General features: G+C 59.1%; 19 protein-coding genes. 6 read left to right on the top strand and 13 right to left on the bottom strand.

Going from position 1 to position 23,850, the window contains the following annotated elements; genetic code table 11:
* Positions 1-233 precede the first annotated feature (233 nt).
* The 4 genes from pncB to CKW09_RS08850 all read left to right on the top strand — a co-directional run bounded on the left by pncB (position 234) and on the right by CKW09_RS08850 (position 5,897).
* Positions 234-1,439: a nicotinate phosphoribosyltransferase gene (gene pncB, locus CKW09_RS08865; RefSeq protein WP_061798027.1), complete on the top strand. Its 1,206-nt coding sequence runs from the start codon at positions 234-236 to the stop codon at positions 1,437-1,439.
* 212 nt (positions 1,440-1,651) lie between these two features.
* On the top strand, positions 1,652-3,052 hold the full coding sequence (asnS, locus tag CKW09_RS08860; protein WP_061798028.1) for an asparagine--tRNA ligase: 1,401 nt from the start codon (positions 1,652-1,654) through the stop codon (positions 3,050-3,052).
* Positions 3,053-3,352: 300 nt separating this feature from the next.
* Entirely contained in the window at positions 3,353-4,462 is a 1,110-nt protein-coding gene (gene ompC / locus CKW09_RS08855; RefSeq protein ID WP_061798029.1) for a porin OmpC, read from the top strand.
* Between the two features lie 244 nt (positions 4,463-4,706).
* Positions 4,707-5,897, top strand: coding sequence for an amino acid aminotransferase (locus CKW09_RS08850; protein ID WP_061798031.1), 1,191 nt, complete (start codon positions 4,707-4,709; stop codon positions 5,895-5,897).
* A 71-nt stretch (positions 5,898-5,968) separates the two neighbouring features.
* Here CKW09_RS08850 and CKW09_RS08845 read toward each other — a convergent pair whose 3' ends face one another.
* The 7 genes from CKW09_RS08845 to cmoM form a co-directional block, all read right to left on the bottom strand.
* Entirely contained in the window at positions 5,969-6,616 is a 648-nt protein-coding gene (locus tag CKW09_RS08845) for an MBL fold metallo-hydrolase (RefSeq protein WP_061798032.1), read from the bottom strand.
* A gap of 68 nt (positions 6,617-6,684) precedes the next feature.
* Positions 6,685-7,233 carry a YcbK family protein gene (locus CKW09_RS08840; protein WP_095096804.1) on the bottom strand — a complete coding sequence of 183 codons (549 nt, stop codon included), beginning with the start codon at positions 7,231-7,233 and terminating at the stop codon, positions 6,685-6,687.
* A 180-nt stretch (positions 7,234-7,413) separates the two neighbouring features.
* Positions 7,414-9,246 carry a L,D-transpeptidase gene (gene ldtD / locus CKW09_RS08835; RefSeq protein WP_095096801.1) on the bottom strand — a complete coding sequence of 611 codons (1,833 nt, stop codon included), beginning with the start codon at positions 9,244-9,246 and terminating at the stop codon, positions 7,414-7,416.
* Positions 9,247-9,467: 221 nt separating this feature from the next.
* Positions 9,468-13,916 carry a chromosome partition protein MukB gene (gene mukB / locus CKW09_RS08830; RefSeq protein ID WP_061798036.1) on the bottom strand — a complete coding sequence of 1,483 codons (4,449 nt, stop codon included), beginning with the start codon at positions 13,914-13,916 and terminating at the stop codon, positions 9,468-9,470.
* On the bottom strand, positions 13,913-14,641 hold the full coding sequence (mukE, locus tag CKW09_RS08825; RefSeq protein ID WP_061798037.1) for a chromosome partition protein MukE: 729 nt from the start codon (positions 14,639-14,641) through the stop codon (positions 13,913-13,915). Before mukE ends, mukB begins: the two co-directional genes overlap by 4 nt.
* Complete coding sequence (mukF, locus tag CKW09_RS08820) at positions 14,622-15,944, bottom strand: chromosome partition protein MukF (protein ID WP_095096798.1); 1,323 nt, start codon at positions 15,942-15,944, stop codon at positions 14,622-14,624. Before mukF ends, mukE begins: the two co-directional genes overlap by 20 nt.
* The gene (gene cmoM / locus CKW09_RS08815; protein WP_061798039.1) at positions 15,941-16,726 is read right to left on the bottom strand and encodes a tRNA uridine 5-oxyacetic acid(34) methyltransferase CmoM; all 786 of its coding nucleotides are present in this window, start codon (positions 16,724-16,726) and stop codon (positions 15,941-15,943) included. The genes mukF and cmoM overlap by 4 nt, the downstream gene beginning before the upstream one ends.
* Positions 16,727-16,877: 151 nt before the next feature.
* Between cmoM and elyC the strand changes: the two genes are divergently transcribed.
* The gene (gene elyC, locus CKW09_RS08810) at positions 16,878-17,651 is read left to right on the top strand and encodes an envelope biogenesis factor ElyC (protein ID WP_061798041.1); all 774 of its coding nucleotides are present in this window, start codon (positions 16,878-16,880) and stop codon (positions 17,649-17,651) included.
* Positions 17,652-17,656: 5 nt separating this feature from the next.
* Here the strand turns inward: elyC and CKW09_RS08805 are convergent, their stop codons facing one another.
* From CKW09_RS08805 to cspE, 6 genes are all read right to left on the bottom strand, one after another.
* Positions 17,657-18,553: a YcbJ family phosphotransferase gene (locus CKW09_RS08805; RefSeq protein ID WP_095096795.1), complete on the bottom strand. Its 897-nt coding sequence runs from the start codon at positions 18,551-18,553 to the stop codon at positions 17,657-17,659.
* Between the two features lie 146 nt (positions 18,554-18,699).
* The gene (gene kdsB / locus CKW09_RS08800) at positions 18,700-19,449 is read right to left on the bottom strand and encodes a 3-deoxy-manno-octulosonate cytidylyltransferase (protein WP_061798043.1); all 750 of its coding nucleotides are present in this window, start codon (positions 19,447-19,449) and stop codon (positions 18,700-18,702) included.
* Entirely contained in the window at positions 19,446-19,628 is a 183-nt protein-coding gene (locus tag CKW09_RS08795) for a Trm112 family protein (RefSeq protein WP_061798044.1), read from the bottom strand. The genes kdsB and CKW09_RS08795 overlap by 4 nt, the downstream gene beginning before the upstream one ends.
* Before the next feature lie 300 nt (positions 19,629-19,928).
* Positions 19,929-21,155, bottom strand: a complete 1,227-nt coding sequence (locus CKW09_RS08790) for a winged helix-turn-helix domain-containing protein (RefSeq protein ID WP_095096792.1) — start codon at positions 21,153-21,155, stop codon at positions 19,929-19,931.
* Between the two features lie 107 nt (positions 21,156-21,262).
* Positions 21,263-21,484 carry a cold-shock protein gene (locus CKW09_RS08785; protein WP_061798050.1) on the bottom strand — a complete coding sequence of 74 codons (222 nt, stop codon included), beginning with the start codon at positions 21,482-21,484 and terminating at the stop codon, positions 21,263-21,265.
* Between the two features lie 221 nt (positions 21,485-21,705).
* The gene (cspE, locus tag CKW09_RS08780; protein ID WP_004942663.1) at positions 21,706-21,915 is read right to left on the bottom strand and encodes a transcription antiterminator/RNA stability regulator CspE; all 210 of its coding nucleotides are present in this window, start codon (positions 21,913-21,915) and stop codon (positions 21,706-21,708) included.
* 527 nt (positions 21,916-22,442) lie between these two features.
* Here cspE and hglS point away from each other — a divergent pair.
* Positions 22,443-23,849 (top strand): 2-oxoadipate dioxygenase/decarboxylase HglS, encoded by a 1,407-nt coding sequence (gene hglS / locus CKW09_RS08775; RefSeq protein ID WP_095096789.1) that lies wholly within the window; start codon positions 22,443-22,445, stop codon positions 23,847-23,849.
* The last annotated feature ends 1 nt before the right edge of the window (position 23,850 follow it).

Raw genomic sequence — 23,850 nt, 5'->3', positions numbered from 1 at the left:
ATTATAATTTTTATGACTAATTAGGCTAAGTCATTCACCTTACAGGCTTATCTGGCTTTTCTGTCGCCATCCCGCAAGCAAGCCGCCATAAAGGCACGTTTAATCCTCGACCCGCTCCGGTGATTTGTGGTGTGATGCAGCTTCAATAACAGGATAATCCGGGTATACTCCCCCGACTTTTTTATGATTATCCGGATTTGGACACGCGCCTGACGAGGATGCTGTAACGCGCTATGACTCAATACGCCTCCCCGATTTTGACATCACTGCTTGATACTGACGCTTATAAGCTTCATATGCAGCAAGCAGTGTTCCATCGCTATCCCGCAATCAGCGTTGCGGCGGAATTCCGCTGCCGCAGCGACGAGTTGCTGGGAGAATATGCCGACGAGATCCGTGCGCAGGTCGCGCTGATGAGCCAGTTGGCGCTGACCGACGCCGAGTTCGCCTACCTCTCGGGGCTGCCCTTCTTCCGCCAGGACTATTTGAACTGGCTACGGGATTTTCGCTACGACCCGCAACAGGTGACCATCGATAACCGCGACGGCAAGCTGCAGATCCGCATCGCCGGGCCGTGGCGCGAGGTGATCATGTGGGAGGTGCCGCTGCTGGCGGTGATCAGCGAAGTGGTGCACCGCCACCGTTCGCCGGAGGTCACCCCGGAGCTGGCCGTCGCCCATCTGCGCAGCAAGCTGACGCAATTCAAAACGCTGGCCGGCGATCTGGATCTCTCGCGTTTCAAGCTGATGGACTTCGGCACGCGCCGCCGTTTCTCGCAGGGCGTGCAGCAGGCGATCGTCAGCACCCTGAAAGCGGAATTCCCGTATCTGGTCGGCACCAGCAATTACGATCTGGCGCATCAGTTGGCTCTGGCGCCGGTCGGCACCCAGGCGCACGAGTGGTTCCAGGCCCATCAACAGATCAGCCCGGTGTTGGCCAACAGCCAGCGCGCCGCGCTGCAGGCCTGGCTGGATGAATACCCGGAGCAGCTCGGCATCGCGCTGACCGACTGCATCACCATGGACGCCTTCCTGCGCGATTTCGGCCTGCAGTTCGCCCAGCGCTACCAGGGGCTGCGTCACGATTCGGGCGATCCGTTCGAGTGGGGCGAGAAAGCCATCGCCCACTATCAGAAGCTCGGCATCGACCCGATGAGCAAAACCCTGGTGTTCTCGGATAACCTGGATCTGGACAAGGCGCTGGCGCTGTACCGCCGCTTCTATCGGCGCATCAATTTGGGGTTCGGCATCGGCACGCGCCTGACCTGCGATATCCCGGGCGTCAAGCCCCTGAATATCGTGATCAAACTGGTCGAGTGCAAAGGCAAGCCGGTGGCCAAGCTGTCCGACAGCCCGGGTAAAACCATCTGTCAGGATCAGGCCTTCGTGAAAGCCCTGCGCAAAGCCTTTGACCTGCCGCTGGTGAAAAAAGCCAGCTGAGGTTCCCTTATATAAAGAAAGCCGGCCGGATCACCGCGCCGGCTTTTTCTTTACCTGCGCCTGTCTGCGCCCTTTTTACCCGACGCCGAGAAATGTTGCGCCAATCCGGCGATTTCTGCTTGTGCTCTGCACCGCGGCAAGTAACATAGCAATCATCCCCATATTCTTGGGTTGTAAGCTATTTCTAAACCAAATATTAAAGAGAGAAATCTATGAGCGTAGTGCCTGTAGTCGACGTACTGCAAGGTCGTGCTGCGGTTGACAGTGAAGTCACCGTGCGCGGCTGGGTACGTACCCGGAGAGATTCTAAAGCTGGCATCTCCTTCCTGGCCGTCTATGACGGTTCCTGCTTTGATCCGTTACAGGCCGTCGTTAATAATTCTCTGCCGAATTATCAGGATGAAGTGCTGCACCTGACCACCGGCTGCTCGGTGGAAGTGACAGGTAAAGTCGTCGCGTCTCCGGGCGAAGGCCAGAGTTTCGAACTGCAGGCCACCGCCATCAAGGTGGTCGGCTGGGTTGACGATCCGGACACCTACCCGATGGCGGCCAAGCGCCACAGCATCGAGTACCTGCGTGAAGTGGCGCACCTGCGTCCGCGCACCAACCTGATCGGCGCCGTGGCGCGCGTGCGCCATACTCTGGCTCAGGCCATTCACCGTTTCTATCACGAGAACGGCTTCTTCTGGGTCTCTACCCCGCTGATCACCGCCTCCGATACCGAAGGCGCCGGCGAGATGTTCCGCGTTTCGACGCTGGATCTGGAAAACCTGCCGCGCACCGATAAAGGCGCCGTCGACTTCAGCGAAGACTTCTTCGGCAAAGAGGCCTTCCTGACCGTGTCCGGTCAGTTGAACGGCGAAGCCTATGCCTGCGCCCTGTCAAAAATCTATACCTTCGGCCCCACCTTCCGCGCCGAAAACTCCAACACCAGCCGCCACCTGGCGGAGTTCTGGATGATCGAGCCGGAAATCGCCTTCGCCAACCTGGCCGACATCGCCGAACTGGCGGAGAAGATGCTGAAATACGTGTTCCAGGCGGTCCTGGATGAGCGTATGGACGACATGCAGTTCTTTGCCGAGCGCGTAGACAAAGACGCTATCGATCGTCTGAAACGTTTCGTGTCATCGGATTTCGCCCAGGTGGACTACACCGAGGCGGTAGAGATCCTGATCGCCTCCGGCCAGACCTTCGAAAACCCGGTTTCCTGGGGCATCGATCTGTCGTCCGAACATGAGCGCTATCTGGCGGAACAACACTTCAAGGCGCCGGTGGTGGTGAAGAACTACCCGAAAGACATCAAAGCCTTCTACATGCGCATGAACGAAGACGGCAAAACCGTGGCGGCGATGGACGTGCTGGCGCCGGGTATCGGCGAGATCATCGGCGGAGCTCAGCGCGAAGAGCGTCTGGACGTGCTGGATCAACGCATGGAAGCCATGGGGCTGAATAAGGAAGATTACTGGTGGTATCGCGACCTGCGTCGCTACGGCACCGTTCCTCATGCCGGTTTCGGCCTGGGCTTTGAACGTTTAATCGCCTATGTGACCGGTGTGCAAAACGTGCGCGACGTCATCCCGTTCCCGCGTACGCCACGTAATGCAAGCTTCTAATTAATCAGTTTAAACTTTTTTTAACCGATTTTGTTACAAAACAAAGGCCAGCTCTGCTGGCCTTTCGCATTTTTTAATATTGACGTCCGTCACAAAGTTCCCTGAATATTACATATTGTTACAAATACTTTCTTTTTGAAACCGCATTAGTATATTCGTAGCATTTTCGTTCTAGATTAACCCGCCGCTGAATGGAACACTGCGTTCAGACACAGGACGACACCAATCTATCAACAATAGTTCAAAAGAATTATTGGCGGCAGTGGCAAAGGTGTCCGAATAACACCAATGAGGGTAATAATGATGAAGCGCAACATTCTTGCAGTGGTAATCCCGGCTCTGTTAGCTGCTGGTGCAGCAAACGCAGCTGAAATCTACAACAAAGACGGCAACAAGCTGGATCTGTACGGCAAAGTTGACGGTCTGCACTACTTCTCCGACGACACAGAAAATGATGGCGATCAGACCTATGTTCGTTTCGGCTTCAAAGGTGAAACCCAAATTACTGACCAACTGACCGGTTACGGCCAGTGGGAATACAACGTTCAGGCTAACCACGCTGAATCTCAGGGCACCGAAGGCACCAAGACTCGTCTGGGCTTCGCGGGTCTGAAATTCGCTGACTACGGCTCATTCGACTACGGCCGCAACTACGGCGTACTGTACGACGTGGAAGGCTGGACCGATATGCTGCCAGAGTTCGGTGGCGATACCTACACCATCACCGACAACTACATGACCGGCCGTACCAACGGCGTTGCGACCTACCGTAACAACAACTTCTTCGGTCTGGTTGACGGTTTGAACTTCGCCGTTCAGTACCAGGGTAAAAACGAGAACGACAGCCGCGCTCTGAAGAAACAAAACGGCGACGGTTGGGGTATCTCTTCAACTTATGACATCGGCGAAGGCGTAAGCTTCGGTGCCGCATACGCGTCTTCCGACCGTACCGACGATCAGACTAATCTGTCTACCGCCAAAGGCGACAAGGCCGACGCATGGACCGTGGGCGCGAAATACGACGCCAACAACGTCTACCTGGCCGCCATGTATGCCGAAACCCGCAACATGACCCCATACGGCGAAGCTGATAACACCATCGCCAACAAAACTCAGAACTTCGAACTGACCGCACAGTATCAGTTCGACTTCGGTCTGCGCCCAGAAGTGTCTTACCTGCAGTCGAAAGGTAAAGACCTGGCTGGCCGCACCGCTAACGGCTCTCGCTTCGCCGGCGGCGACGCTGACCTGGTTAAATACGTTTCTGTTGGTACTACCTACTACTTCAACAAAAACATGTCCACCTACGTTGATTACAAAATCAACCTGCTGGACGAGAACGAATTCACCAAGGCTAACAAAATCGCTACCGACGACATCGTTGGTGTAGGCCTGGTTTACCAGTTCTAAGCTGTCGCTTAACGGCGGCTCACCGTCGGACAAGTTAAAAAAACAGGGCTTCGGCCCTGTTTTTGTTTTTACGCCATGCGTGAATTTTTATCCTGCCGATTTGCCCTTCCCCATCATTTTTCCTGCCTAATGCGCCGCCTTCGCAACATCGCGGTGTTTTTGTCGCAAACGGTTGGCAAAGCCGAAAACTGGCGCTACCCTGATGCCTCTGTCTGCTTAACTCCGAGATTTGGAAGCACCTGACATGTTTGAAAAAATCACTGCCGCACCCGCCGACCCGATCCTGGGCCTGACCGACATTTTCCGCGCCGACGCCCGCCCAAATAAAATCAACTTAGGGATTGGCGTTTATAAAGATGAAACCGGCAAAACCCCGGTGCTGACCAGCGTAAAAAAAGCTGAACAGTATCTGCTGGAAAATGAGACCACCAAGAATTATCTCGGCATTGAGGGCATCCCGGCTTTCGCCAGCTGCACGCAAGAGCTGTTGTTCGGCAAACAGAGCCCGATCGTCGCCGACAAGCGCGCACGCACCGCGCAAACGCCTGGCGGCACCGGCGGGCTGCGCGTAGCGGCTGACTTTATCGCCAACCAGACCAGCGCCAAGCGCATTTGGATCAGCAACCCAAGCTGGCCGAACCATAAAAACGTCTTCGGCGCAGTCGGCCTGGAAGTGCTGGAATACGCCTACTATGACGCCGCCAACCACGCGCTGGACTTCGACGGCCTGCTCAATAGCCTGAAACAGGCGCAGGCGGGCGACGTGGTGCTGTTCCACGGCTGCTGCCATAACCCGACCGGCATCGACCCTACCGCCGAGCAGTGGGCCCAGCTGGCTGAGCTCTCCGTGGCCAACGGCTGGCTGCCGCTGTTCGACTTCGCCTATCAGGGCTTCGCCAAGGGCCTGGAAGAAGATGCCGAAGGGCTGCGCATTTTCGCCGCCAAGCATCAGGAACTGATCGTCGCCAGCTCGTACTCGAAGAACTTCGGCCTGTACAATGAGCGCGTCGGCGCCTGCACCATCGTGGCCGCCGATGCGGAAACCGCTGACCGCGCGTTCAGCCAGGTGAAGGCGGCGATCCGCGCCAACTACTCTAACCCGCCGTCTCATGGCGCAGCGGTGGTCGCCACCATCCTGAGCAACGACGCGCTGCGCGCGCTGTGGGAGCAGGAACTGACCGATATGCGTCAGCGCATCCACCGCATGCGGCAGCTGTTTGTGAACACGCTGCAAGAGAAAGGCGCACAGCAAGACTTCGGCTTTATCATCAACCAGAACGGCATGTTTTCGTTCAGCGGCCTGACCAAAGAACAGGTGCTGCGCCTGCGTGAAGAGTTCGGCGTCTACGCCGTAAACTCCGGCCGCGTCAACGTTGCCGGCATGACGCCGGACAACATGGCGCCGCTGTGTGAAGCCATCGTCGCCGTGCTCTGACAATCGCCGCGCGGCAGCCAAGAAAAGGGGCGCTCAATGCGCCCCTCGTTATTTCTGCCGGGAAATAACCGTTACCAAACCGGCGGTTCTTCCTGCAGGAACGGGTTGGTCTGGCGCTCATGGCCGAAGGTCGACATCGGGCCATGGCCCGGAATAAAGGCCATGTCGTCGCCCTGCGGCAACAGCTTGGTGCGAATGGAGTCGATCAGCGCCTGATGGTCGCCGCGCGGGAAGTCGCTGCGGCCGACGCCGCCGTTAAACAGCACATCGCCCACCAGCGCCAGCCGCGCCTGCTCATTGATGAAGACAATGTGACCCGGGGTATGGCCAGGGCAATGCAGCACCTTGAAATGCATCTCGCCGACCTGCACCTCATCGCCTTCGGCCAGCCAGCGGTTGGGCGCCAGCGGCGCGCACTCTTCCAGGCCAAACATTCGGCTCTGCGCCGGCAGGCCATCCAGCCAAAAGGCGTCTTCCTTATCCGGCCCGTAGATCGGCACCTGATAGTGTTCGGCCAGCTCAGCGGCGGCGCCAACGTGATCGAGATGGCCGTGAGTCAGCAAGATCTGCGAAATTGTCACGCCCTGCTTCGCCACTTCAGCTTTGATTTTTTCCGCTTCGCCGCCGGGATCGACCAGCGCCGCCTGTTGGCTATGCTCGCACCAGATCAGGCTGCAGTTCTGGCTGAAGGCGGTAACGGGAATAATGTGGTATTTCATAAGGCTCCAACAACGACAACGGCGCCATACCCCACGGGCTGGCGCTGTTCACCTATCGGCACAGGCGATTACCAGGTCCGTACCGGGCCGGTATCGATGTGTACAAAGTTGCTACGTGGGTAATATCCTACACCACCGGCGCGCATTTTTAACGCCGCTTTGCGGATATTGCTCAGCTGGACGCCTTCAATATGGAAGTCCATCGCCTGGCCCTTGGTGTGGTAGCTGTGCTTCGCCACGCCGCGGCTATGCGCGCGCAGTTCATTATTGGTGTCCAGAGAGCGGTAACCGGAAATCAGCTGCACCGGCTTGCTGGTGCCCAGCAGCCCCTGCAGGCGGTAAAGATGGTCAAAGAGGCGAGGATCGATCGATTTAACCTTATTGGCGCGATAATCGCGGAACAGATGATTAAGCCGCACCAGCTCTTCTTTATTGTAACCTTTGCCGTCGAAAAACTCGGCTTTAATAGATTCACCGGTATGCAGGTTATTCAATACCAAAATACGCGGACGAGCGGTAGAAAGACTGGCGAACGCCTGCCCAGGGAGCAGCGCTATGCCCATAGCTGCGCCGCCTAGCGCCAGCCATTTACGGCGATGATGATCAATTTTGTCCATGACTCTGTTAAACCCGGCAAGAATGTCAAAAAATATGCACAAGAAAGCGCACTGTCCGAACCATAACCGCCTGCGTATGCTGAGTCAACCCGCGATACGCCTAGGTTTACGGGCCCCCGCGTAAGGGGGCCTGTGGTATAGCCAAACATTCTGACCGTTATTTATTTATAATTACTGCATTTATTGCATTAATTTTTCGGCCTGGGCCAAAATTTGTGCGCCCGATCTCACCGTATTATCATAATTGTAAATATCTGTACGGAATTGCGGCTGGCCGTCGTCAGAAACCCAAGCCGTCAGATAATACAATTTAACCGGAATACGCTGGCGAATATTCACGTAAGTGGTATTCCCCTCTTTCAGCGTGGAAGAAACGCGATTGTTGTTCCAGCCGGCGTCCTGCAGCAGCATATTCGCCAAATCAGACGCTTTGTTCACCCGCACGCAGCCGGAGCTGAGCGCGCGAATGTCTTTCTGGAACAGGCTGTGGTTCGGCGTATCGTGCAGATAGATGGCGTCCGAGCTTGGCATGTTGAATTTGAAGCGCCCCAGCGAGTTGGTAGCGCCCGGCGCCTGGCGCACCCGGTACGGGAAGTTGCGCGCGGAAACCATGCTCCAGTCGATCATCGCCGGGTTAATCACCTCGGCGTCGTTGCTCCAGCCGGAAAGCACGGTATAGCCGTGTTTCTGGAAGTAGTTGCCGTCGCGCATCGCCTTCGGCACGATATCCTCGCGCACCAGCGTAGTCGGCACGTTCCACGGCGGGTTGACCACCACGTTGTTCAGCGCGCTGCTCATCAGCGGCGTTTTACGGCTCGGCCGCCCCACGATCACCCGTGAAGACAGCACCTCGTTGCCGTTTTGGTAGTAGGTCAGCGAATAATTGGGAATGTTCACCATAATCCCGGTGCCGACGTGCCCCGGCAGGATGCGCAGGCGCTGGATATTCAACGCCAGCAGCGCGGCGCGGGTTTTCGGTGAAACATTCAGCCATTCGCGGGTGCGCGCGCCGATCACGCCGTCGGCGCTCAGCCCTTGCCATTTCTGGAAGCGCTTGACCCCTTCCACCAATTCGTCGGTGTACAGGTTATCGCTGACCGTCGCGGGCGCCGTCGGCTGCGTAATCAGCGCGGAGTTGGGCGAGGTGCTGAGATCCTGCACCGGCGCCGCCGCCGGGCTGACCGCCGCCTGGCTTTCGCGGTTTTTCTCTTCATCGACCGACAGACCGCCGTCATCGGGCTCATTGCGCGTCGCCAGCACCACCGCCGGCTCCGGCTGCGCTTCCGGCGCGGCATCGGTCAGCATGCCGGTGCGCTTGAGGATTTCGCGCAGCGCCGGAATGTCATTGCTCAGCTGGCCGGGGCGCAGGCTCGGGCCGTTGGCGACCTGCGGCCACGGCCGGTTATTGGCCAGCATGTCGCGCAGCGCTTGATGCATCTTGGCGTACTGCGGATGCTGCGGCGCCAGCGAATTGACGTAGCCCAGGGTTCTGCCCTGGCGCACCGCCAGTTGCCACTGGTTGATCACCGCGTTCGGCGGCAGACCGAGCTTGTAGGGAATATTGCTGTAGAGCCAGCTGTTGCCGTTGGCGCCGATGGCGGAAACGAACTGCAGATAGCCGAGCATGGCGTCGGACAACACAATGTCGCGCCCCACGTCGTTAATCGCCTGATCGGTGAGCATTTTCACCCATTGGGTGAACTGCGGCTGCACGCCGGACATCGCCAACTCGGCCAACTGCTGTTGAAACTGCTGCACCGCCTCGCGATCCTGCCACATCGGCTGCATATGATTCGCCGCGTAGAGAGGAGCCAAGGTTGAAAGGTAGTGCGGCGCCATGCCTCGCGGCAAGGCGGCCAACAGTTCCGAACGGCTTTGCGCAACGGACATGCCGGATGACGCCACCGGAAACGCCGGCACGGTTGCCCATGCGGGTAACGACGACGCAAGACCACATGCGATAGCGCAACTCAGCGCCAGACGCCGTATTGAGTTTCCATTTTTAAGCAACATCCCTTGCCCCCTGTATGCTCACAAAAAATACATCAAAAACTGCTTATGGTTTCAGTATACAAACAGAAAGGCCATTTCGCCCCGCAGAGCGCCGAATAACTGTTTATTTCATTAAGCTACCCGGTTTTCACCGGATAAAAAAGCAGGTCTATCATCCACGCGCACAAAAAAATAGCCACCCCGGGGCGGCTATTTTCAGAATATTAGCGCGTTTTTTTACGCTAAGGGGTTTCTACCGGCGCATTTCCCAACGCCGGCGGCTCGCTGGCGAAGCCGCGCAGCCCCACGACATGCACATGCTCATGGTTCTGGAACACCTTGCGCACCAGCTTGTAGGTGGTGCCTTTTTCCGGGCTGATGTTCTCCGGCGCCGCGATGATCAGCTGCATTTCCAGACGGTCGCACAGCTCGAACAGCGTAGCGATGGACTTGGCGTCCAGACGCGCCGCCTCATCGAGGAACAGCAGACGGCAAGGCGAGATGTCTTTGCCGCGCAGGCGACGCGACTCTTCTTCCCAGCTCTGTACCACCATCACCAGGATCGACATCCCGGTACCTATGGCTTCCCCGGTCGACAAGGCGCCGCTTTCGGCGCGCAGCCAGCCGTCGGAGCCGCGGAACACCTCCACCTCCAGCTCGAGGTAGTTGCGGTAATCCAGCAGCTCCTCGCCGATGGTTTGCGGCGTGCGCTGCCCCATGTCGATCTGCGGGTTCAGGCGCTGATACAGCTTGGCCAGGGCCTCGGAGAAGGTCAGGCGGTTGCTGTTGAACAGATCCTGATGCTGCTCCTGCTGCTCGGAGAGCACGTCCAGCAGCGTGGCGTGCGCTTCACGCACGTTGACGTTCAGCCGCACGCTCTTCACCTGGCCGAAGGAAACCGCCTGCAGGCCCTGGTTGAGCATACGGATGCGGTTCTGCTCGCGCTGAATGGTCTTGCGAATGATGTTGGCCACGCTGCGGGAACTGATCGCCAGCTTCTGTTCGCGGGCGGTCAGCTCTTCGGTCAGACGGCCCAGCTCGATCTCCATCTGTTCGATGGCTTCGACCGGATCGTCGGTGCGGATAATATCCTGGCGGATACGCTCGCGCAGGTGTTGGTAGACCGCAATGTAGAACTGGATCTTGCGCTCCGGCCGCTTCGGATCTTCCGACAGACGCAGCACGTCGCGCAGGTGTTCGTTATCCGCTACCGCCAGGCGCAGCGCGCCGAGCGCCTTGTCCGACATCGAGCGCAGCTCGTCGCCGTCCATATACGCCAGCTCGCGGCGGTGCAGGCGGCGCTCTACGCCGTTGTCTTTCACCATGCGCATCACGGCGCACCAGCCCGCCTTGGCGGTCACCACCTGCTCACGCAGCTGATAATAATCGCGTTCCAGCTTGCGCAGCTTCTTCTGCAGGCTGTCCATTTCCGCTTCGCAGAAGGTCAGCTGTTTTTCCAGCTGGTTGCGGCGCGCACGGTTGTTGCTCAGCGCCGCGTGCAGTTCGTCGCGGCGCTGACGCGCACGCGCTTCGGCATTGGCGTCGGCCTGCACGCCGATATCCACCAGCTCCTGGCTCAGCTCTTTCAGCATGTCGCGCTTGGCGTCATAGGAGCTCTTCAGCGAGGCCAGCACCTGGCTGTACTGGGTGAACTGGCTCTGGTATTGGCGCAGCTGTTCGCGCGCGCGCGCGCGTTCCGCCTCCGCCTGCTCCAGACGCTGACGCAGCTTGTCGTTGAGATCGTTGTTGGCGTTCTGCATACCGGCGGAATCGGTATAGCTGAAGTGCGCGCGGCGCTGCACCACTTCGGTGAGCGCAAACGCCTGCTGCTTGGCCTGACGCTGCACGCTTTGCGCCTGCGCATAGTCCTGCTGCAGCTGTTCGTGTTGCTGCGGGTCGCTCTGCAGCACCGACAACAGCGGCTCCAGCTTGGTCAGGGAAACGCCGTGTTGCTGAATGTGACGCGCGGCGTCCTGCGCCTCTTCCAGCTCTTCGCGGATTTCTTCCACCCGATCCTGCAGGGTTTCGTCGTTCAACAGCGAAACCAGCGGCGTCAGGCGGTTCAGCGCGGAAATGCCCTCTTTGGCCTGATCGTACTGCTGGCGCTGCTGCTGGTTCTGCGCCTCATGGTTGTTCAGCGCGCGTTCGATCTCGCCGCGGCGGCCGTTCAGGCTGCGGATTTCCGCTTCCGGATCGGCGTCGAACGCCACCGCCAGATGGGTGCCGATAAAGCGGCTGAAGGCCTGATGCGAACGCTGGGTTTTCTGTACGTCGAACGACAGCGTGGCGTAGCGCTCCGCCAAGGTTTCGCGCTCGGCGTGCAGCACTTCCAGGCGGTTTTCGCGCGCGGCGCGGCCGAACAGCGGCACCTCAGGATAACGCGAGTAACGCCACTGGCGGTCGGCGGTTTTCACCAATACCGCCCGCTCCTGCTCTTCGACGGCGAATACGCTGTCGTCGAACGACTGCGGGTCCCCTTCGATCAGGTAGAGATCTTCCGGGCAGTCTTCCAACCCTTCCAGCATCTCGCGCACCAGCGACAGATCCGGCACCACGATGGCGTGGCGCGAAGGACCGTACAGCGCCGAGAAGTACGGCGCGTCGTCGATGGTGACATCGTCGTAGATTTCAGACAGCAACACGCCGCCAAAGCGTTCAGCCAGGGTAACCAACCGTTGATCTTCGGCGCCGCCAGGCTGGCTGAGGCGTTCGATCTGCGCTTCGACTTGGCGTTTGCGCGCCGCCACTTCGTCGCGTTCGACGGTGGTTTCACGCTCGCGCTCCAGCAGCTGCTGCATGTACTCGGTGACCTGCTGGCTGCTTTCCAGCGCTTCGCCGCTTTGTTCACTGAGCTGGCTCAGGGAATCCTGCGCCGCCAGCCATACCGGCGCGCGCGCCGTCAGTTCGCGGATGCGCTGCTGAAGCTGCTCCAGCTCCTGACGCATTTCCATCCGGCGTTCGCCGGCTTCGCTAACGCTCTGCGACAGCGATTCCAGACGCTCTTCCAGCTCCTGCTGCAGCGCGTCGAGATCGTCCGGCTGATATTCCTGGCCGTGGCGCTTGCAGAACTCCTGCAGCAAGCGTTCGGCGTCTTGCTGGGAGCGCAAACGCTGTTCCAGCTCACTCAGGCGCAGGCGCAGCGGCTGCACGCGCTCGGCGAGGTGCTGCTGCGAAGGCCAGTCGCGCAGCAATTCGCGCGCGCACTGCCAGGCTTCGCTGCGGCTGACCTGGCCGGCGATTTTACCCACCAACTGATAGGCCTGTTCAAACTGACCGTGCGCGGCGTCGGCCACGCTCAGCTTTTGTTCCAGCATCAGCAGGGCTTCGGTCGCTTCCTGCTCGCGCGCCTGGAAGGTGTCCAGCCAGTGTTCGGCGTTGTCGGCGGTCAGCTCCGGCAGTTGGCACAACCCGCGGGCGCGCTCCAGCGCCTGCAGCGCCTGCTGGTACTGAATGGCGCGGGTCTGCTGCACGTCGAGCGCCTGCTGGTAGTCGGCGAGCTGGCTTTTCAGCTCATCCACTTCCAGCTCGGCCGCCTCGGCGCGCGCTTCGTTCTCGGCCTGCTGTTCGCCGGCTTCGGCCACCACCTCGTTCTGCTCTTCCAGACGGTAGGTCAGCTCTTCCAGATCGCCCTCATAGCGTTCGATCTTCTCCTGCTGCCGCATCGCCGTCTGCACCAGATTCAGGTGATCGCTGGCGGCCTGGTAGTCGGTTTCCAGATCGGATTCGGCGCCGCTCTGCTCCGCCAGCTCGCGCGCCATCTCTACGTGGCGATACTGCTCGGCGGCCAGCTGTTTGCGGCTGCCCAGCAGATCGCTGCGCAGCGCCAGCGCGCCGTCCAGGTGGATGCGGCGTTCGTTGGCGTGGCGCATGTAGTCCGCCGCCACATAGGAGGTGGCTTCGGAAATCAAATGCTTGAACAGGTCGCGGTCCGACTGGGTCACGCGGATCGCTTCCAGCGTCATGCGGTTTTCGCGCAGCGCGGCTTCCATATCCTGGAACGCCTTGCGCACGCCGCTGTTTTCCGGCAACAGGTAGTCGCGCAGCGAGCGGGTGATGGCGCTGGAGATGCCGCCGTACAGCGAGGCTTCGATCAGGCGGTAGAACTTGCTGCGGTCCGCGGAGGAGCGCAGGCGTTTAGGGATCACGCCCAGATCGAACATCAGGGAGTGGTAATCGGTGATGGAGTTGAACTGCTTGAACTGCACCCCTTCCATCTCTTCAACCCGCTCTTTCAGCTCCTGCAGCGACAGCACGCGCGCCTGACGCTCGCCCACCGTCTGGGTCAGGAGTTCGGTCGGCTGCACCGCGGTCGGCAGGCCCTGAATGGTGAACGGCTTGATGTCGACCTTGCGATCGCGCCCGGCCACCTGCTGCAGACGCACGCCCACCACCACGCGCTGGTGGCGCGAGTTGATCACGTCGAGCGTCGAATAACAGACGCCGGCGCGCAGCTTGCCGTGCAGGCCTTTATCGCGCGAACCGCTGGTGGCGCCCGCCTCGGTGGTGTTGCGGAAGTGCAACAGCGTCAAATCGGGGATCAATGCGGTGACGAAGGCCGCCATGGTGGTGGATTTCCCCGCCCCGTTGCCGCCGGACAGCGTGGTCACCAACTCGTCCAGATCAAAGGTGCGGGCGAAGAAGCCGTTCCAGTTAACCAGCGTCAGCGAGCGAAATTTACCGCGTTCAATCATTCCTGTTCATCCTCTGCACCGTCGGGAGCGTTATCGACCTGCTGATCCTCAGCGTCATTCTCATCGTTCAGCAGCAGGCTGTTCTCTACCGGCATCGCCTCGCCGTCGCGGATCATGCGCAGCTGCGCCTCGCGCGGATCGTCGCCGCTGCGCACATCGGCGCCAAAGCGGAACACCGCCTCGGTGATGCGGAACTTGCTGCTGTCGTTGCCCATGAAATAGACCATGCCCAAACGACGCAGACGGTTCAGCGAGGTGCGCACCTTTTCGTGCAGCTTCTGGCGATCGAGATCCGAGCCGGTGGAACGCTGGTTGACGAACTTCAGCAATTTGCTCTCGTCCGCCAGGCTCAGCAGCTCATCGTACAGCTCCTGATGGCTGAATATGCCCTCGTGCGCCAGGCGTTCCGGGCTGAGATAGAGGTAGCACAGGATCTTGCCGACCATCATGTCCAGCTCGGACAACACCGAGCGCGGGATCAGGGTGGTGGAGCGCGGGCGCAGATAGAAGAATCCTTCCGGCGCCCGGATCAGCTCAACGCTGTAACGGTTGTAAAACTCTTCCAGTTCATCCTGGAAGTCCATTAAGAAGGCATGGTTGTCCAGCTCATCGATACCGATGTGACGACCCGCGCGCAGTTGGCTATCCAGCGCCGGGAACAGCGCGTTGGACAGTGCCTTGGCCAGCTTGACTGGCATTACTTGTTCAATATTTGTCGATGACATGGGCCTGGACCTTGGCTCCGTAATCATTGATTGCCTGCCATTCGGCCGGCAACCCGGAGAAATCTGCTTCAGCCACACCGAGGCGCACCGCCTGGTCGACCACTAAACGCGCCACGTCGAAATGACGGGCACGCGGATATTGCGCCAGATAATCGCGCATCACCGCACCAAGATTGAGCGGCATCTGTTGTTCCTGATAAATCTTCAGCGCCTGTTCGATCATCGCCGCCAGCTGTTCGCGGATTTCGCTGAACTCTTCGAACTCCAAATCCGCCGGCAGTTCCCCGGTCACTTCCTCACTGCGCAGCGCCAGCTCTTCGTCACGCATATCCAGCAGACGGTCGGCGTTGGCGTGGGTCAGCGTCCACGGGTTGTCGAAATAGTTTTGCACCGACTGGCGCAGGCGCTGGGCGAACACGCGGTTTTTATCCATATCGATGGCGGTACGGATAAACTTGTGCACGTGGCGGTCATAGCCGATCCACAGGTCGATCGCCTGTTGGCCCCAGCTGATGATGCGGTCCAGCTTGCTCTGCAGATCGAACACCAGCTTGTCGACGAAGCCCAGCTCCGCGCCGCCCAGCGTCGCGTCCTGAATGCGCAGCAGGTTGGCCTGCAGCTTGTCGCCCGCCGCTTCCAGCGTATCCTGCAGCTCGCGCAGGGTGCCGGAGGTTTCAGACAGCAGCATCTCACAGCTGGAGATCGCCGCGCGCCAGTCCTGGTTCAGCAGCGCCGCGATGTCGTCCTTCACGCCCTGCTGCTGTTCGTCCATCACCCGTTGGGTCATGTCGATGCTGTCGAAGATCTCGGCCACCGAATATTTCAACGGCGCAAACACGTTGCGGTGCCAATGGAAATCATCCCCGCCCTCTTCGGCGGCGTCGGCGGCGCGCTTCAGCTCCTGCGCCACGATCGACAGCTGCATCGACAGCCGCAGCGTGGAAAATTCGCGCTGGCGAATATAGTAATCGGTAATGCCGATACCCAGCGGCGTCAGACGGTAGATCGCGTTGCCGTCCGCCAGTTCGCTGGTAAAGCGGTTCAACAGGCGCTGGCGCACCATGTCGTTGATCGCATTGTTGGCGCGGATGGCGACCGTTTCATGCGTCTGTTCGAAACCTTTGCTGACATGGCGAAATGCATCAACCAGCTCACCTTCGCTCATCTCGCCGTCCAGCCGCTCGCCGTTCAGGGTGGCGATAGCGAGCAGAAATGCGAGACGCTCCGTAGGGAGCGAAATAGAGAAATCATTTTTCCGTGCCCAGGCGACCAGTTCGGGTACTGTCTGGGAAAATTCACTCATAGTTCGTCCTTCAGGTTTGGTTTATGCGCCATGACGTGAATATAGCGCCCCAAACTCACGTACGGCTCCTGCCGGCAGTAGTGCTGTTCAAGCGCCAATAACTCTTCAAATTTTTGTGTCTGCAGCTGCCTGCTCTGCAGATAATCATGGAACACCCGCACGCCGGTTTTCCCGCCGATGCGCATGCCCATTCGCTCCAGCCAGCCGTACACCTGCGGCGGACTGTGCGGATACTGCGGCGACAGTGAACGTTTTCTGCGCCTTCTGACCTCGGGATCCACCAGTTGGAAATTACCCAACACCACGTTGCGCATCAAGAGGCCATTGGCGTTAAAGAACATCAGCGACAGCGCGCCCCCCGGCAGCAGACTGTCGAATAACGCCTGGAGCGCGGCTTCGGGTTCGGCGATCCATTCAAGCACTGCATGAAACAATATCAGATCGACCGGCTGTTCCAAATGTTGAGCGATATCCTGCGCCGAACTTTGTATGAATTGCATGTTCTGGCTCACACCTTTCTGCTCGGCCAGCTGCGAGGCGCGTTGGATCATCTCACCAGAAAGATCGCACAACAACACCTGATGTCCTAATTCTGCCAGTTGGCAGGCCATATGGCCTTCGCCGCCGCCGGCATCCAGAATGCGCAGCGGGCGCTGCGGCAACTGCGCCAGCAACGCGGTCAGATCCTGCCAAACCACGGCCTGACGGATCTTCCCTTTGGTGGTGCCGTAAATGTTACGCGCAAACTTTTCAGCAATATCGTCAAAATTGCGATCCTGCATGGACTACGGCTCCGCTGATCTTATCCTGCTGGGGGCAAAGCGCCAGCCCATTCAAACCTGCTATTTTGGCACAGACTGGCTTAGAATGTATCTTCTTGCGGCCTGTTTATGCCCGGATGCCGTTTTTTCACCCAAAAGGATCTGATTTCCGATGCTGTTCAACCTGAAAAAGTTCATCGGCGCCCTGTTAATGCCGTTACCCGCCCTGATGCTGTTGATGGGGTTGGCGTTGCTGCTGCTGTGGTTTACCCGCTGGCAAAGAAGCGGCAAGACGATTTTAACGTTGAGTTGGCTGTTTTTGCTGCTTTTCAGCCTGCAGCCGGTGGCCGATCGGCTGCTGCGGCCGATCGAATCCGAATACCGGACCTATCGCGGCAATGACCCGGTCGACTTTATCGTGGTGCTGGGGGGCGGTTATACCTACAACCCGGACTGGGCGCCGAGTTCGAACCTGATCGGCAACAGCCTGCCGCGGGTAACCGAAGGAGTCAGGCTCTATCTCGCGCATCCGGGCGCCAAAATGGTGTTTACCGGCGCCCGCGGCGCGAATACGCTCAGCAACGCCGCCACCGCCGCGCGCGTGGCGGAAAGCCTGGGCGTGCCGGCGCAGGACATCGTGATCCTGGATCGCCCGCTGGATACCGAACAGGAAGCCGGACAAGTGGCGGCGCTGGTCGGCGCGCAGCCGTTCATTTTAGTGACGTCGGCCAACCATATGCCGCGGGCGATGCGCTTCTTCGTCGCCAAGGGGCTGCACCCTATTCCCGCGCCGGCCAATCAGTTGGCGATCGCCTCGCCGCTGAATATCTGGGACCGCATCATGCCGTCCTCGATGTTCCTCGGCCACAGCGAACGCGCATGGTATGAAACGCTGGGCAGCCTGTGGCAGCGCCTGAAAGGCGCCGGCGAAACCGGCGCCGATTAGCGGACTCAGCCGGCCAGCCAGGGCAACAGCTGCCGCGACGCATAATCAAACGGCTGCCGCTCCAGCTTGCCGGTATGAATCAGGCGCCCCACCGCCTCCCACACCACATACAGCCAGCGCCGCGCCAGGAAGGACTCCGCCACCGGCGCGCGCTGCAGATAATGGAACAGCAGCTGGTTCGGCATTCCCGGCTCGCACAGCCGGAACAGATCGTATTCGCGCGGCGCCCACAGCACCATGCCGGGATTGAGCATCGCCAACAGCTGATCGCTTTTGGCATCCTTCAACATGCTGCGCAACGACAGGTTGCCGTGCACCAGCACGCAGGGATCGTCAAAACCGATAAAGAAATGGGTCAACGATTCGCGGGTGCGGTACAGCAAACGGCGATCGGCCATGGTCAACTGCGGAGTGTGAAGATTGACGATCGTCGACCACAGCACTTCGACCCGCTGCTGGTACCAGCAGAACCAGTCATTTTCCTGGGTGCTGTCGACGCTGCCGACGCTGCCGTGGCTGTCGATGCGGTGCCAGGTCAATATCCCGTCGACGATCTGTTCCATCAGCATCTGCCAGCGATCCGGCGTGCGCGTCGGCGCTTCGGCCGATACGCCGCGCAGCCGCTCAATCAGCAGAATTTCTTTATAGGGCGCCTGGTGGGTGTAGACCACGCCATAGACCGTCGGCAAACGGATATCCCCTTCGCGCGCCAGCATCGACAGCTTATAGGCCTCCTGCTGGGCGATGCCCTGGCAGACAAAGCTTTTCGCCATCAGGGGGATAGCGTTGCCCTGCCGATCGTACAGCGAGTACATGTGCGCGTAAGGCTGCTCGCTAATCCGTTCCAACCGGCTGATCGACTCACCCAGCACGATGCTCAGTTCAGCGCGTAACTGCTCCATAAGGCCATAACCTCAGGTTAAAAGGGGACGCGTAACATCATCGAACGGTGAGCGGAAAAATACTTCAACGCAGATCAACAAAACGGGGATCAGGCAGGGGCATTTCGCCGGCGCGCTGCGTGACGCGCCGGCGGTCAATCAAAGGCTCAAGGTTTGATGCTGTCGCGCACGCGCTGCAGATCTTCCGGCGTATCGACACCCACGGTCGGGATCGCCTTGGCGACCGCTACGTGGATCTTCTCGCCGTACCACAGCACCCGCAGCTGTTCCAACAGCTCGATCTGTTCCAGCCGGCTCGGCTCCCAGCTGACGTAACGGCGTACGAAGCCGGCGCGGTAGGCGTAAATGCCGATGTGGCGCAGCAGGCTGTCGCCGACGGTCTCTTGCGATTTGGCGAAACGCTCGCGATCCCAGGGTATGGTGGCGCGCGAGAAATACAGCGCGTAACCCTGGGCGTCCATCACCACTTTAACCGCATTCGGATTGAACGCTTCTTCCGCGCTGTCGATCGGCACCGCCAGCGTCGCCATGCCGGCGCTGCTGCCGGCCAGGTTCTCCGCCACCTGACGCACGATCACCGGTGGGATCATCGGTTCGTCGCCCTGCAGGTTAACGATGATTTGGTCATCGGCGAAACCGTAATGTTCAATGACTTCCGCCAGGCGCTCGGTGCCGGAATGGTGATCCGGGCTGGTCATGCACACTTCACCGCCCGCGGCTTCCACCGCTTTGGCGACGTCCGGGTGGTCGGTCGCCACGATCACGCGGCTGGCGCCGGATTCGCGTGCGCGCTCCATCACGTGCACCACCATCGGCTTGCCGTGGATGTCGGCCAGCGGTTTACCCGGTAAACGGGTCGACGCGTAACGAGCTGGAATAATAGCGATGAAACTCATGCGTGTTTCTCATCCACTGACAGCGCGCGCGCTTCGTTCTCCAACAATACCGGAATGCCGTCGCGCAGCGGATAGGCCAGGCCATCCACTTTGCAGACCAGTTCCTGGTTTTCTTTATTGAAATAGAGCTTACCGTTGCAGACTGGGCAGGCAACGATTTCGAGTAAACGGTGGTCCATGTTTCCTCCAGGGTGGAGATACGTCATCGGGAAAGTGGATGAGGATACCATAACGGCGGGCCGCAGGTTAATCACCGGCTGTTGCGGCCCGCCGATATTTGCCCGCGGCATTGACGAGAGAGCTTGAATCAGACGGCGCGGCGGCGTAGAATTTTGTGATGCACATCACACAAAAGACCCTCTGACATGATCAAACGTCTGCACAAAATCATCGCCCTGTTCGCTAATTTCAGCCACTGAGGCCAGACAATAACGAGCGGCGCTGCAATCCGTTTTACCCCCCGCTGGCAACGCCGTTCGTTACCCGAGCTCCCAACCCTCCCCCCACTCGCCGGCCAGCGCCGCCGGAACGTCGCCCAGCGCGACACGCTGCGCGCCATGCCATTTTGCGCTGCGGGTAATCGCCTGCCGGATGTCCTGCGCCCGCAGCTTGCCAAGCCGTACCTGCGGTTCGGGATGGAAACTGATGATTTCAAACACCTTCTGCCGGCGATGCATTTTCGCGTCGATACGCCCCACCAGCTCGCCGCGCTGCAAAACAGGCAGGGTGAAGTAGCCATAGCGGCGCTTCTCTTTTGGCGTGTAGCATTCCAGACGATAATCGAAATTAAACAGCTCCAGCGCCCGCCGGCGATCCCAAACCACCGGATCGAAGGGCGACAGCAGGCTGGTTACGCTGGACCTGAGCTCGCCCTGCTCGGCCTGCTGCAGCGCCGCCGTCAGCGAACGATGGACATAAAACTGCGCGTCCAGCCCCTCGACCCGCACCGGCAAGATGTCGCCCTGCTGCCGCAGCGACGCCAGCAGCGCCTTCGGCGCCACGCGCTTGAGCCGGTAATAATCCGCCAGCCATTCGGCCCGAAAAATGCCCAGATAACGGCAGCTGCGGCTCAGCATTTCCCGCCGCGCGGGCTCTTCCGCCAGGGTATGACGCCGGTCATCCCACTGCGGCAACAGGCGCTCGGTCAGGTCGTAGACGCGGTGGAAATTACGCCGTTCGGCCACCATCAGCTTGCCGGCGGTGAACAGGGTCTCGAGGTGACGCTTTTCCGGCTTCCAGTCCCACCAGCCGCTGCTGCCCTTTCCGTTCGCGTTGAAGTCGGCCGAGCGCACCGCTCCCTGCTCGGCGATATGCCGGAGCAGGTCATCCATCGCCGTTTGATGCTCGCGCACCCAGTCGATGGAATATTTCCAGCCCATGCCCTGCGGCTGCAGCATGCGATGGCGCAGCAGGCCAAAATCCTCAATCGGTAAAAAACAGGCTTCGTGCGCCCAATATTCAAACAGCCTGCGGCCGGCCAGCGCCTGTTCCAGCCATTCCGGCCGGTAATCTCCCAGGCGACTGAACAGCACCAGATAAGGACTGCGGGCCACCACGCTGATGGTGTCGATCTGCAGCAGCCCCATACGTTGAATGGCGGTGACTACGTCGTCGGGTCTGGCCTGGCGTTTGAGCGGAGAGAGCAGCCCCTGGGCGGCGAGATGCAGCGCGCGGGCGGAAGCGAGGGAAATAACCGGGGTATTCATCCTGACATCCATAGTGACCAAACAATCGCTTGATAATAGTGGATATCGAAAGATTTATCTTCGCCAGTGCCTGGGGTGGCGGCACCCGCACTGGCGAGGAAGGGGGATCAGAACGCGATAACGTCTGCTGCAGACAGCCCGTGAGAGCTGCGATAGATCGAGAACTCGACGTTCTGACCTTCGTTCAACGATTTATTCTTGGTATTGGCGATGGCATGACGGTTTACATAGATTTCGTCGCTGCCGTCTACCGGTGAAATAAAACCATAGCCTTCAGCCTGATTAAACCATTTCACACGGCCCATTTTTAACATAGTATTTTTAAACATAACTTATATCCTTTTACTTGAGCATCCGTAACAACGTCATTTTTATTATTGTTTGGACGCTACCAGCCCATCCTAAAGTTTTTCGTAACAAACCTCTCATGAGCAAAAAATAAAAAAACCCGCACTATGGCGGGCTTGTTGAACTTAATATCTTCCGCAATGAATCGGCTCGGCGCCTCTTCATGGTTGTATCAAGTTCTCTCTACGCGTTCCCTGTTTACTTACAGAGCAACTACGTTGGCGGCAGCCGGCCCGCGCGGGCTGTCCTGGATGCTGTACTCGACACGCTGGCCTTCAGCCAGGGTCTTGAAACCGTCGGTCGCGATAGCGGAGAAATGCACGAATACATCTTTGCCGCCGTCGTTCTGCTCAATGAAACCAAAACCTTTGCTTTCGTTGAACCACTTAACCTGACCCGTCTTCTTAGACATTACATTTACCTTTTAAATATATTTACAAAACCTGCCATAAGAGGCAATCGTGGCCGTTTTCAGAAACATTACTTATGGGAGGTACTTAGAAGGTTCGTCTTTGAAGCGGAATCGGATGATAACGTTTTTGGAGGAACTGCTTAACTCTAAACTCGAACATAAATAGGTCTGTATCACAGGCCGACTTTCATTTACTCATAAAACTGGTGAATGCACAAGAGCTTTGTCGAGTAAATTTCGTCAGCCCAGCGAATTAATTTTTATGTCCCTGATTGTGCATGAATTAATTTCCAAATTTTCGCTCGCCGCCGGCGGGATTTTTCTCGGCAAAACGGGGGTTCCTGGCTGCCGGGCGGCTGCAAATGAGAGCTAACGCATAAAAACCTAATATGCTTGCCCCACCTATAACAAATCCCAGGCGAGATGGCTAAACTTGAGGTGAAAACAAGGCGGATGGCCTTTAGGCCAGCACTTTTGCCGCCAAAAAAACAATTTTTCAGATTATGCTGAATCAAGGAGCTATGCGCATGACCGCCCAGCAGTTCGTCTCACCGAATGAAATTCGCGCCAGATTCTCCCATGCCATGTCAGACATGTACCAGAAAGAGGTACCCCTGTATGGCGATTTGCTGGAGCTGGTGGCGGAAACCAACCGACAGGTCCTGCGCGAAGACGCCGCATTGGCTCATCAGCTGCAAATTACCGGCGAAATCGAGCGGCTGGCCATGGAGCGCCACGGCGCAATCCGGGTAGGCACCCCTGCCGAGCTGGCCACGCTGCGGCGTTTGTTCCGGGTGATGGGCATGGAGCCGGTCGGCTATTACGATCTGGCCGTGGCCGGCGTTCCGGTACATTCCACCGCCTTTCGCGCGGTGCACGAGGATGCGCTGCAGATCAGCCCATTTCGAGTCTTTACCTCCTTGCTGCGTCTGGAGCTGATCGAGGATCCCGCACTGCGTGAGCTGGCGCAGCAGTTGCTGGCCCGCCGCCGCATCTTTACCGAACGGGCGCTGGAACTGATTGTCCTGCAGGAAGCGCAGGGGGGGCTGGACGAGGCGCAGGCGCAGGAGTTCGTCGAGCAAGCGCTGGAAACCTTCCGCTGGCACAGCCGGGCGACGGTCAGCGCCGCCGAATACCAGCGGCTGCACGATCAGCATCGCCTGATCGCCGACGTCGTGGCGTTCAAAGGGCCGCACATCAATCACCTGACGCCGCGCACGCTGGATATTGACCGCGTACAGCGCGCGATGCCCGGCCGCGGCATCACGCCGAAAGCGGTGGTTGAAGGCCCGCCGCCGCGCCGCCGCCCTATCCTGCTGCGCCAGACCAGTTTCAAGGCGCTGGAAGAAAGCGTCGACTTTATTGAGCCTGACGGCCACGCCGTCGCCGGCCATCATACCGCCCGCTTCGGCGAGATTGAACAACGCGGCGTCGCCCTGACGCCCAAAGGGCGAGCGCTCTATGACCGCCTGCTGCAGGCCACCAACGATGCGCTGCAGGCGCCGCCGAGCGAAAAAAACGCCGAGTGCTACAACCAACTGCTGGCGGAAAACTTCCAGGCGTTTCCGGACGACTACGCCACGCTGCGCGACCAGCAGCTGGCCTGGTTCCGTTATTACCCGACCGAATGCGGGCTGGCGGCCAAAGAGTCGCTGGATAAGCACAGCACGCTGGAGCAGCTGATCGCCCAGGAATATATTCGCTTCCAACCGTTGGTATACGAAGATTTCCTGCCGGTCAGCGCGGCGGGCATTTTCCAATCCAACCTGGGTGACAGCCGGCACGCGCAGTACAACGCGGCCTCAAGCAGAGCGGCGTTTGAACAGGCGCTGGGCGCGGAAGTGATCGATGAACTGACGCTGTATCAGCAAACGCAACAGCGCTCGCTGGAAGCCTGCGCGCAAGCCCTGGGACTTGGCGCGCTGGCGGAGTGAG

Source organism: Serratia ficaria (assembly GCF_900187015.1).
GTDB lineage: Bacteria > Pseudomonadota > Gammaproteobacteria > Enterobacterales > Enterobacteriaceae > Serratia > Serratia ficaria.
This window is presented reverse-complemented; position numbering and strand designations above follow the sequence as displayed.

Excerpts from the sequence above, each read along its gene's own strand:
- pncB (WP_061798027.1), top strand. The coding sequence starts at position 234 with ATGACTCAATACGCCTCCCCGATTTTGACATCACTGCTTGATACTGAC.
- asnS (WP_061798028.1), top strand. The coding sequence starts at position 1,652 with ATGAGCGTAGTGCCTGTAGTCGACGTACTGCAAGGTCGTGCTGCGGTT.
- ompC (WP_061798029.1), top strand. The coding sequence starts at position 3,353 with ATGATGAAGCGCAACATTCTTGCAGTGGTAATCCCGGCTCTGTTAGCT.
- CKW09_RS08850 (WP_061798031.1), top strand. The coding sequence starts at position 4,707 with ATGTTTGAAAAAATCACTGCCGCACCCGCCGACCCGATCCTGGGCCTG.
- CKW09_RS08845 (WP_061798032.1), bottom strand. The coding sequence starts at position 6,616 with ATGAAATACCACATTATTCCCGTTACCGCCTTCAGCCAGAACTGCAGC.
- CKW09_RS08840 (WP_095096804.1), bottom strand. The coding sequence starts at position 7,233 with ATGGACAAAATTGATCATCATCGCCGTAAATGGCTGGCGCTAGGCGGC.
- ldtD (WP_095096801.1), bottom strand. The coding sequence starts at position 9,246 with ATGTTGCTTAAAAATGGAAACTCAATACGGCGTCTGGCGCTGAGTTGC.
- mukB (WP_061798036.1), bottom strand. The coding sequence starts at position 13,916 with ATGATTGAACGCGGTAAATTTCGCTCGCTGACGCTGGTTAACTGGAAC.
- mukE (WP_061798037.1), bottom strand. The coding sequence starts at position 14,641 with ATGTCATCGACAAATATTGAACAAGTAATGCCAGTCAAGCTGGCCAAG.
- mukF (WP_095096798.1), bottom strand. The coding sequence starts at position 15,944 with ATGAGTGAATTTTCCCAGACAGTACCCGAACTGGTCGCCTGGGCACGG.
- cmoM (WP_061798039.1), bottom strand. The coding sequence starts at position 16,726 with ATGCAGGATCGCAATTTTGACGATATTGCTGAAAAGTTTGCGCGTAAC.
- elyC (WP_061798041.1), top strand. The coding sequence starts at position 16,878 with ATGCTGTTCAACCTGAAAAAGTTCATCGGCGCCCTGTTAATGCCGTTA.
- CKW09_RS08805 (WP_095096795.1), bottom strand. The coding sequence starts at position 18,553 with ATGGAGCAGTTACGCGCTGAACTGAGCATCGTGCTGGGTGAGTCGATC.
- kdsB (WP_061798043.1), bottom strand. The coding sequence starts at position 19,449 with ATGAGTTTCATCGCTATTATTCCAGCTCGTTACGCGTCGACCCGTTTA.
- CKW09_RS08795 (WP_061798044.1), bottom strand. The coding sequence starts at position 19,628 with ATGGACCACCGTTTACTCGAAATCGTTGCCTGCCCAGTCTGCAACGGT.
- CKW09_RS08790 (WP_095096792.1), bottom strand. The coding sequence starts at position 21,155 with ATGAATACCCCGGTTATTTCCCTCGCTTCCGCCCGCGCGCTGCATCTC.
- CKW09_RS08785 (WP_061798050.1), bottom strand. The coding sequence starts at position 21,484 with ATGTTTAAAAATACTATGTTAAAAATGGGCCGTGTGAAATGGTTTAAT.
- cspE (WP_004942663.1), bottom strand. The coding sequence starts at position 21,915 with ATGTCTAAGAAGACGGGTCAGGTTAAGTGGTTCAACGAAAGCAAAGGT.
- hglS (WP_095096789.1), top strand. The coding sequence starts at position 22,443 with ATGACCGCCCAGCAGTTCGTCTCACCGAATGAAATTCGCGCCAGATTC.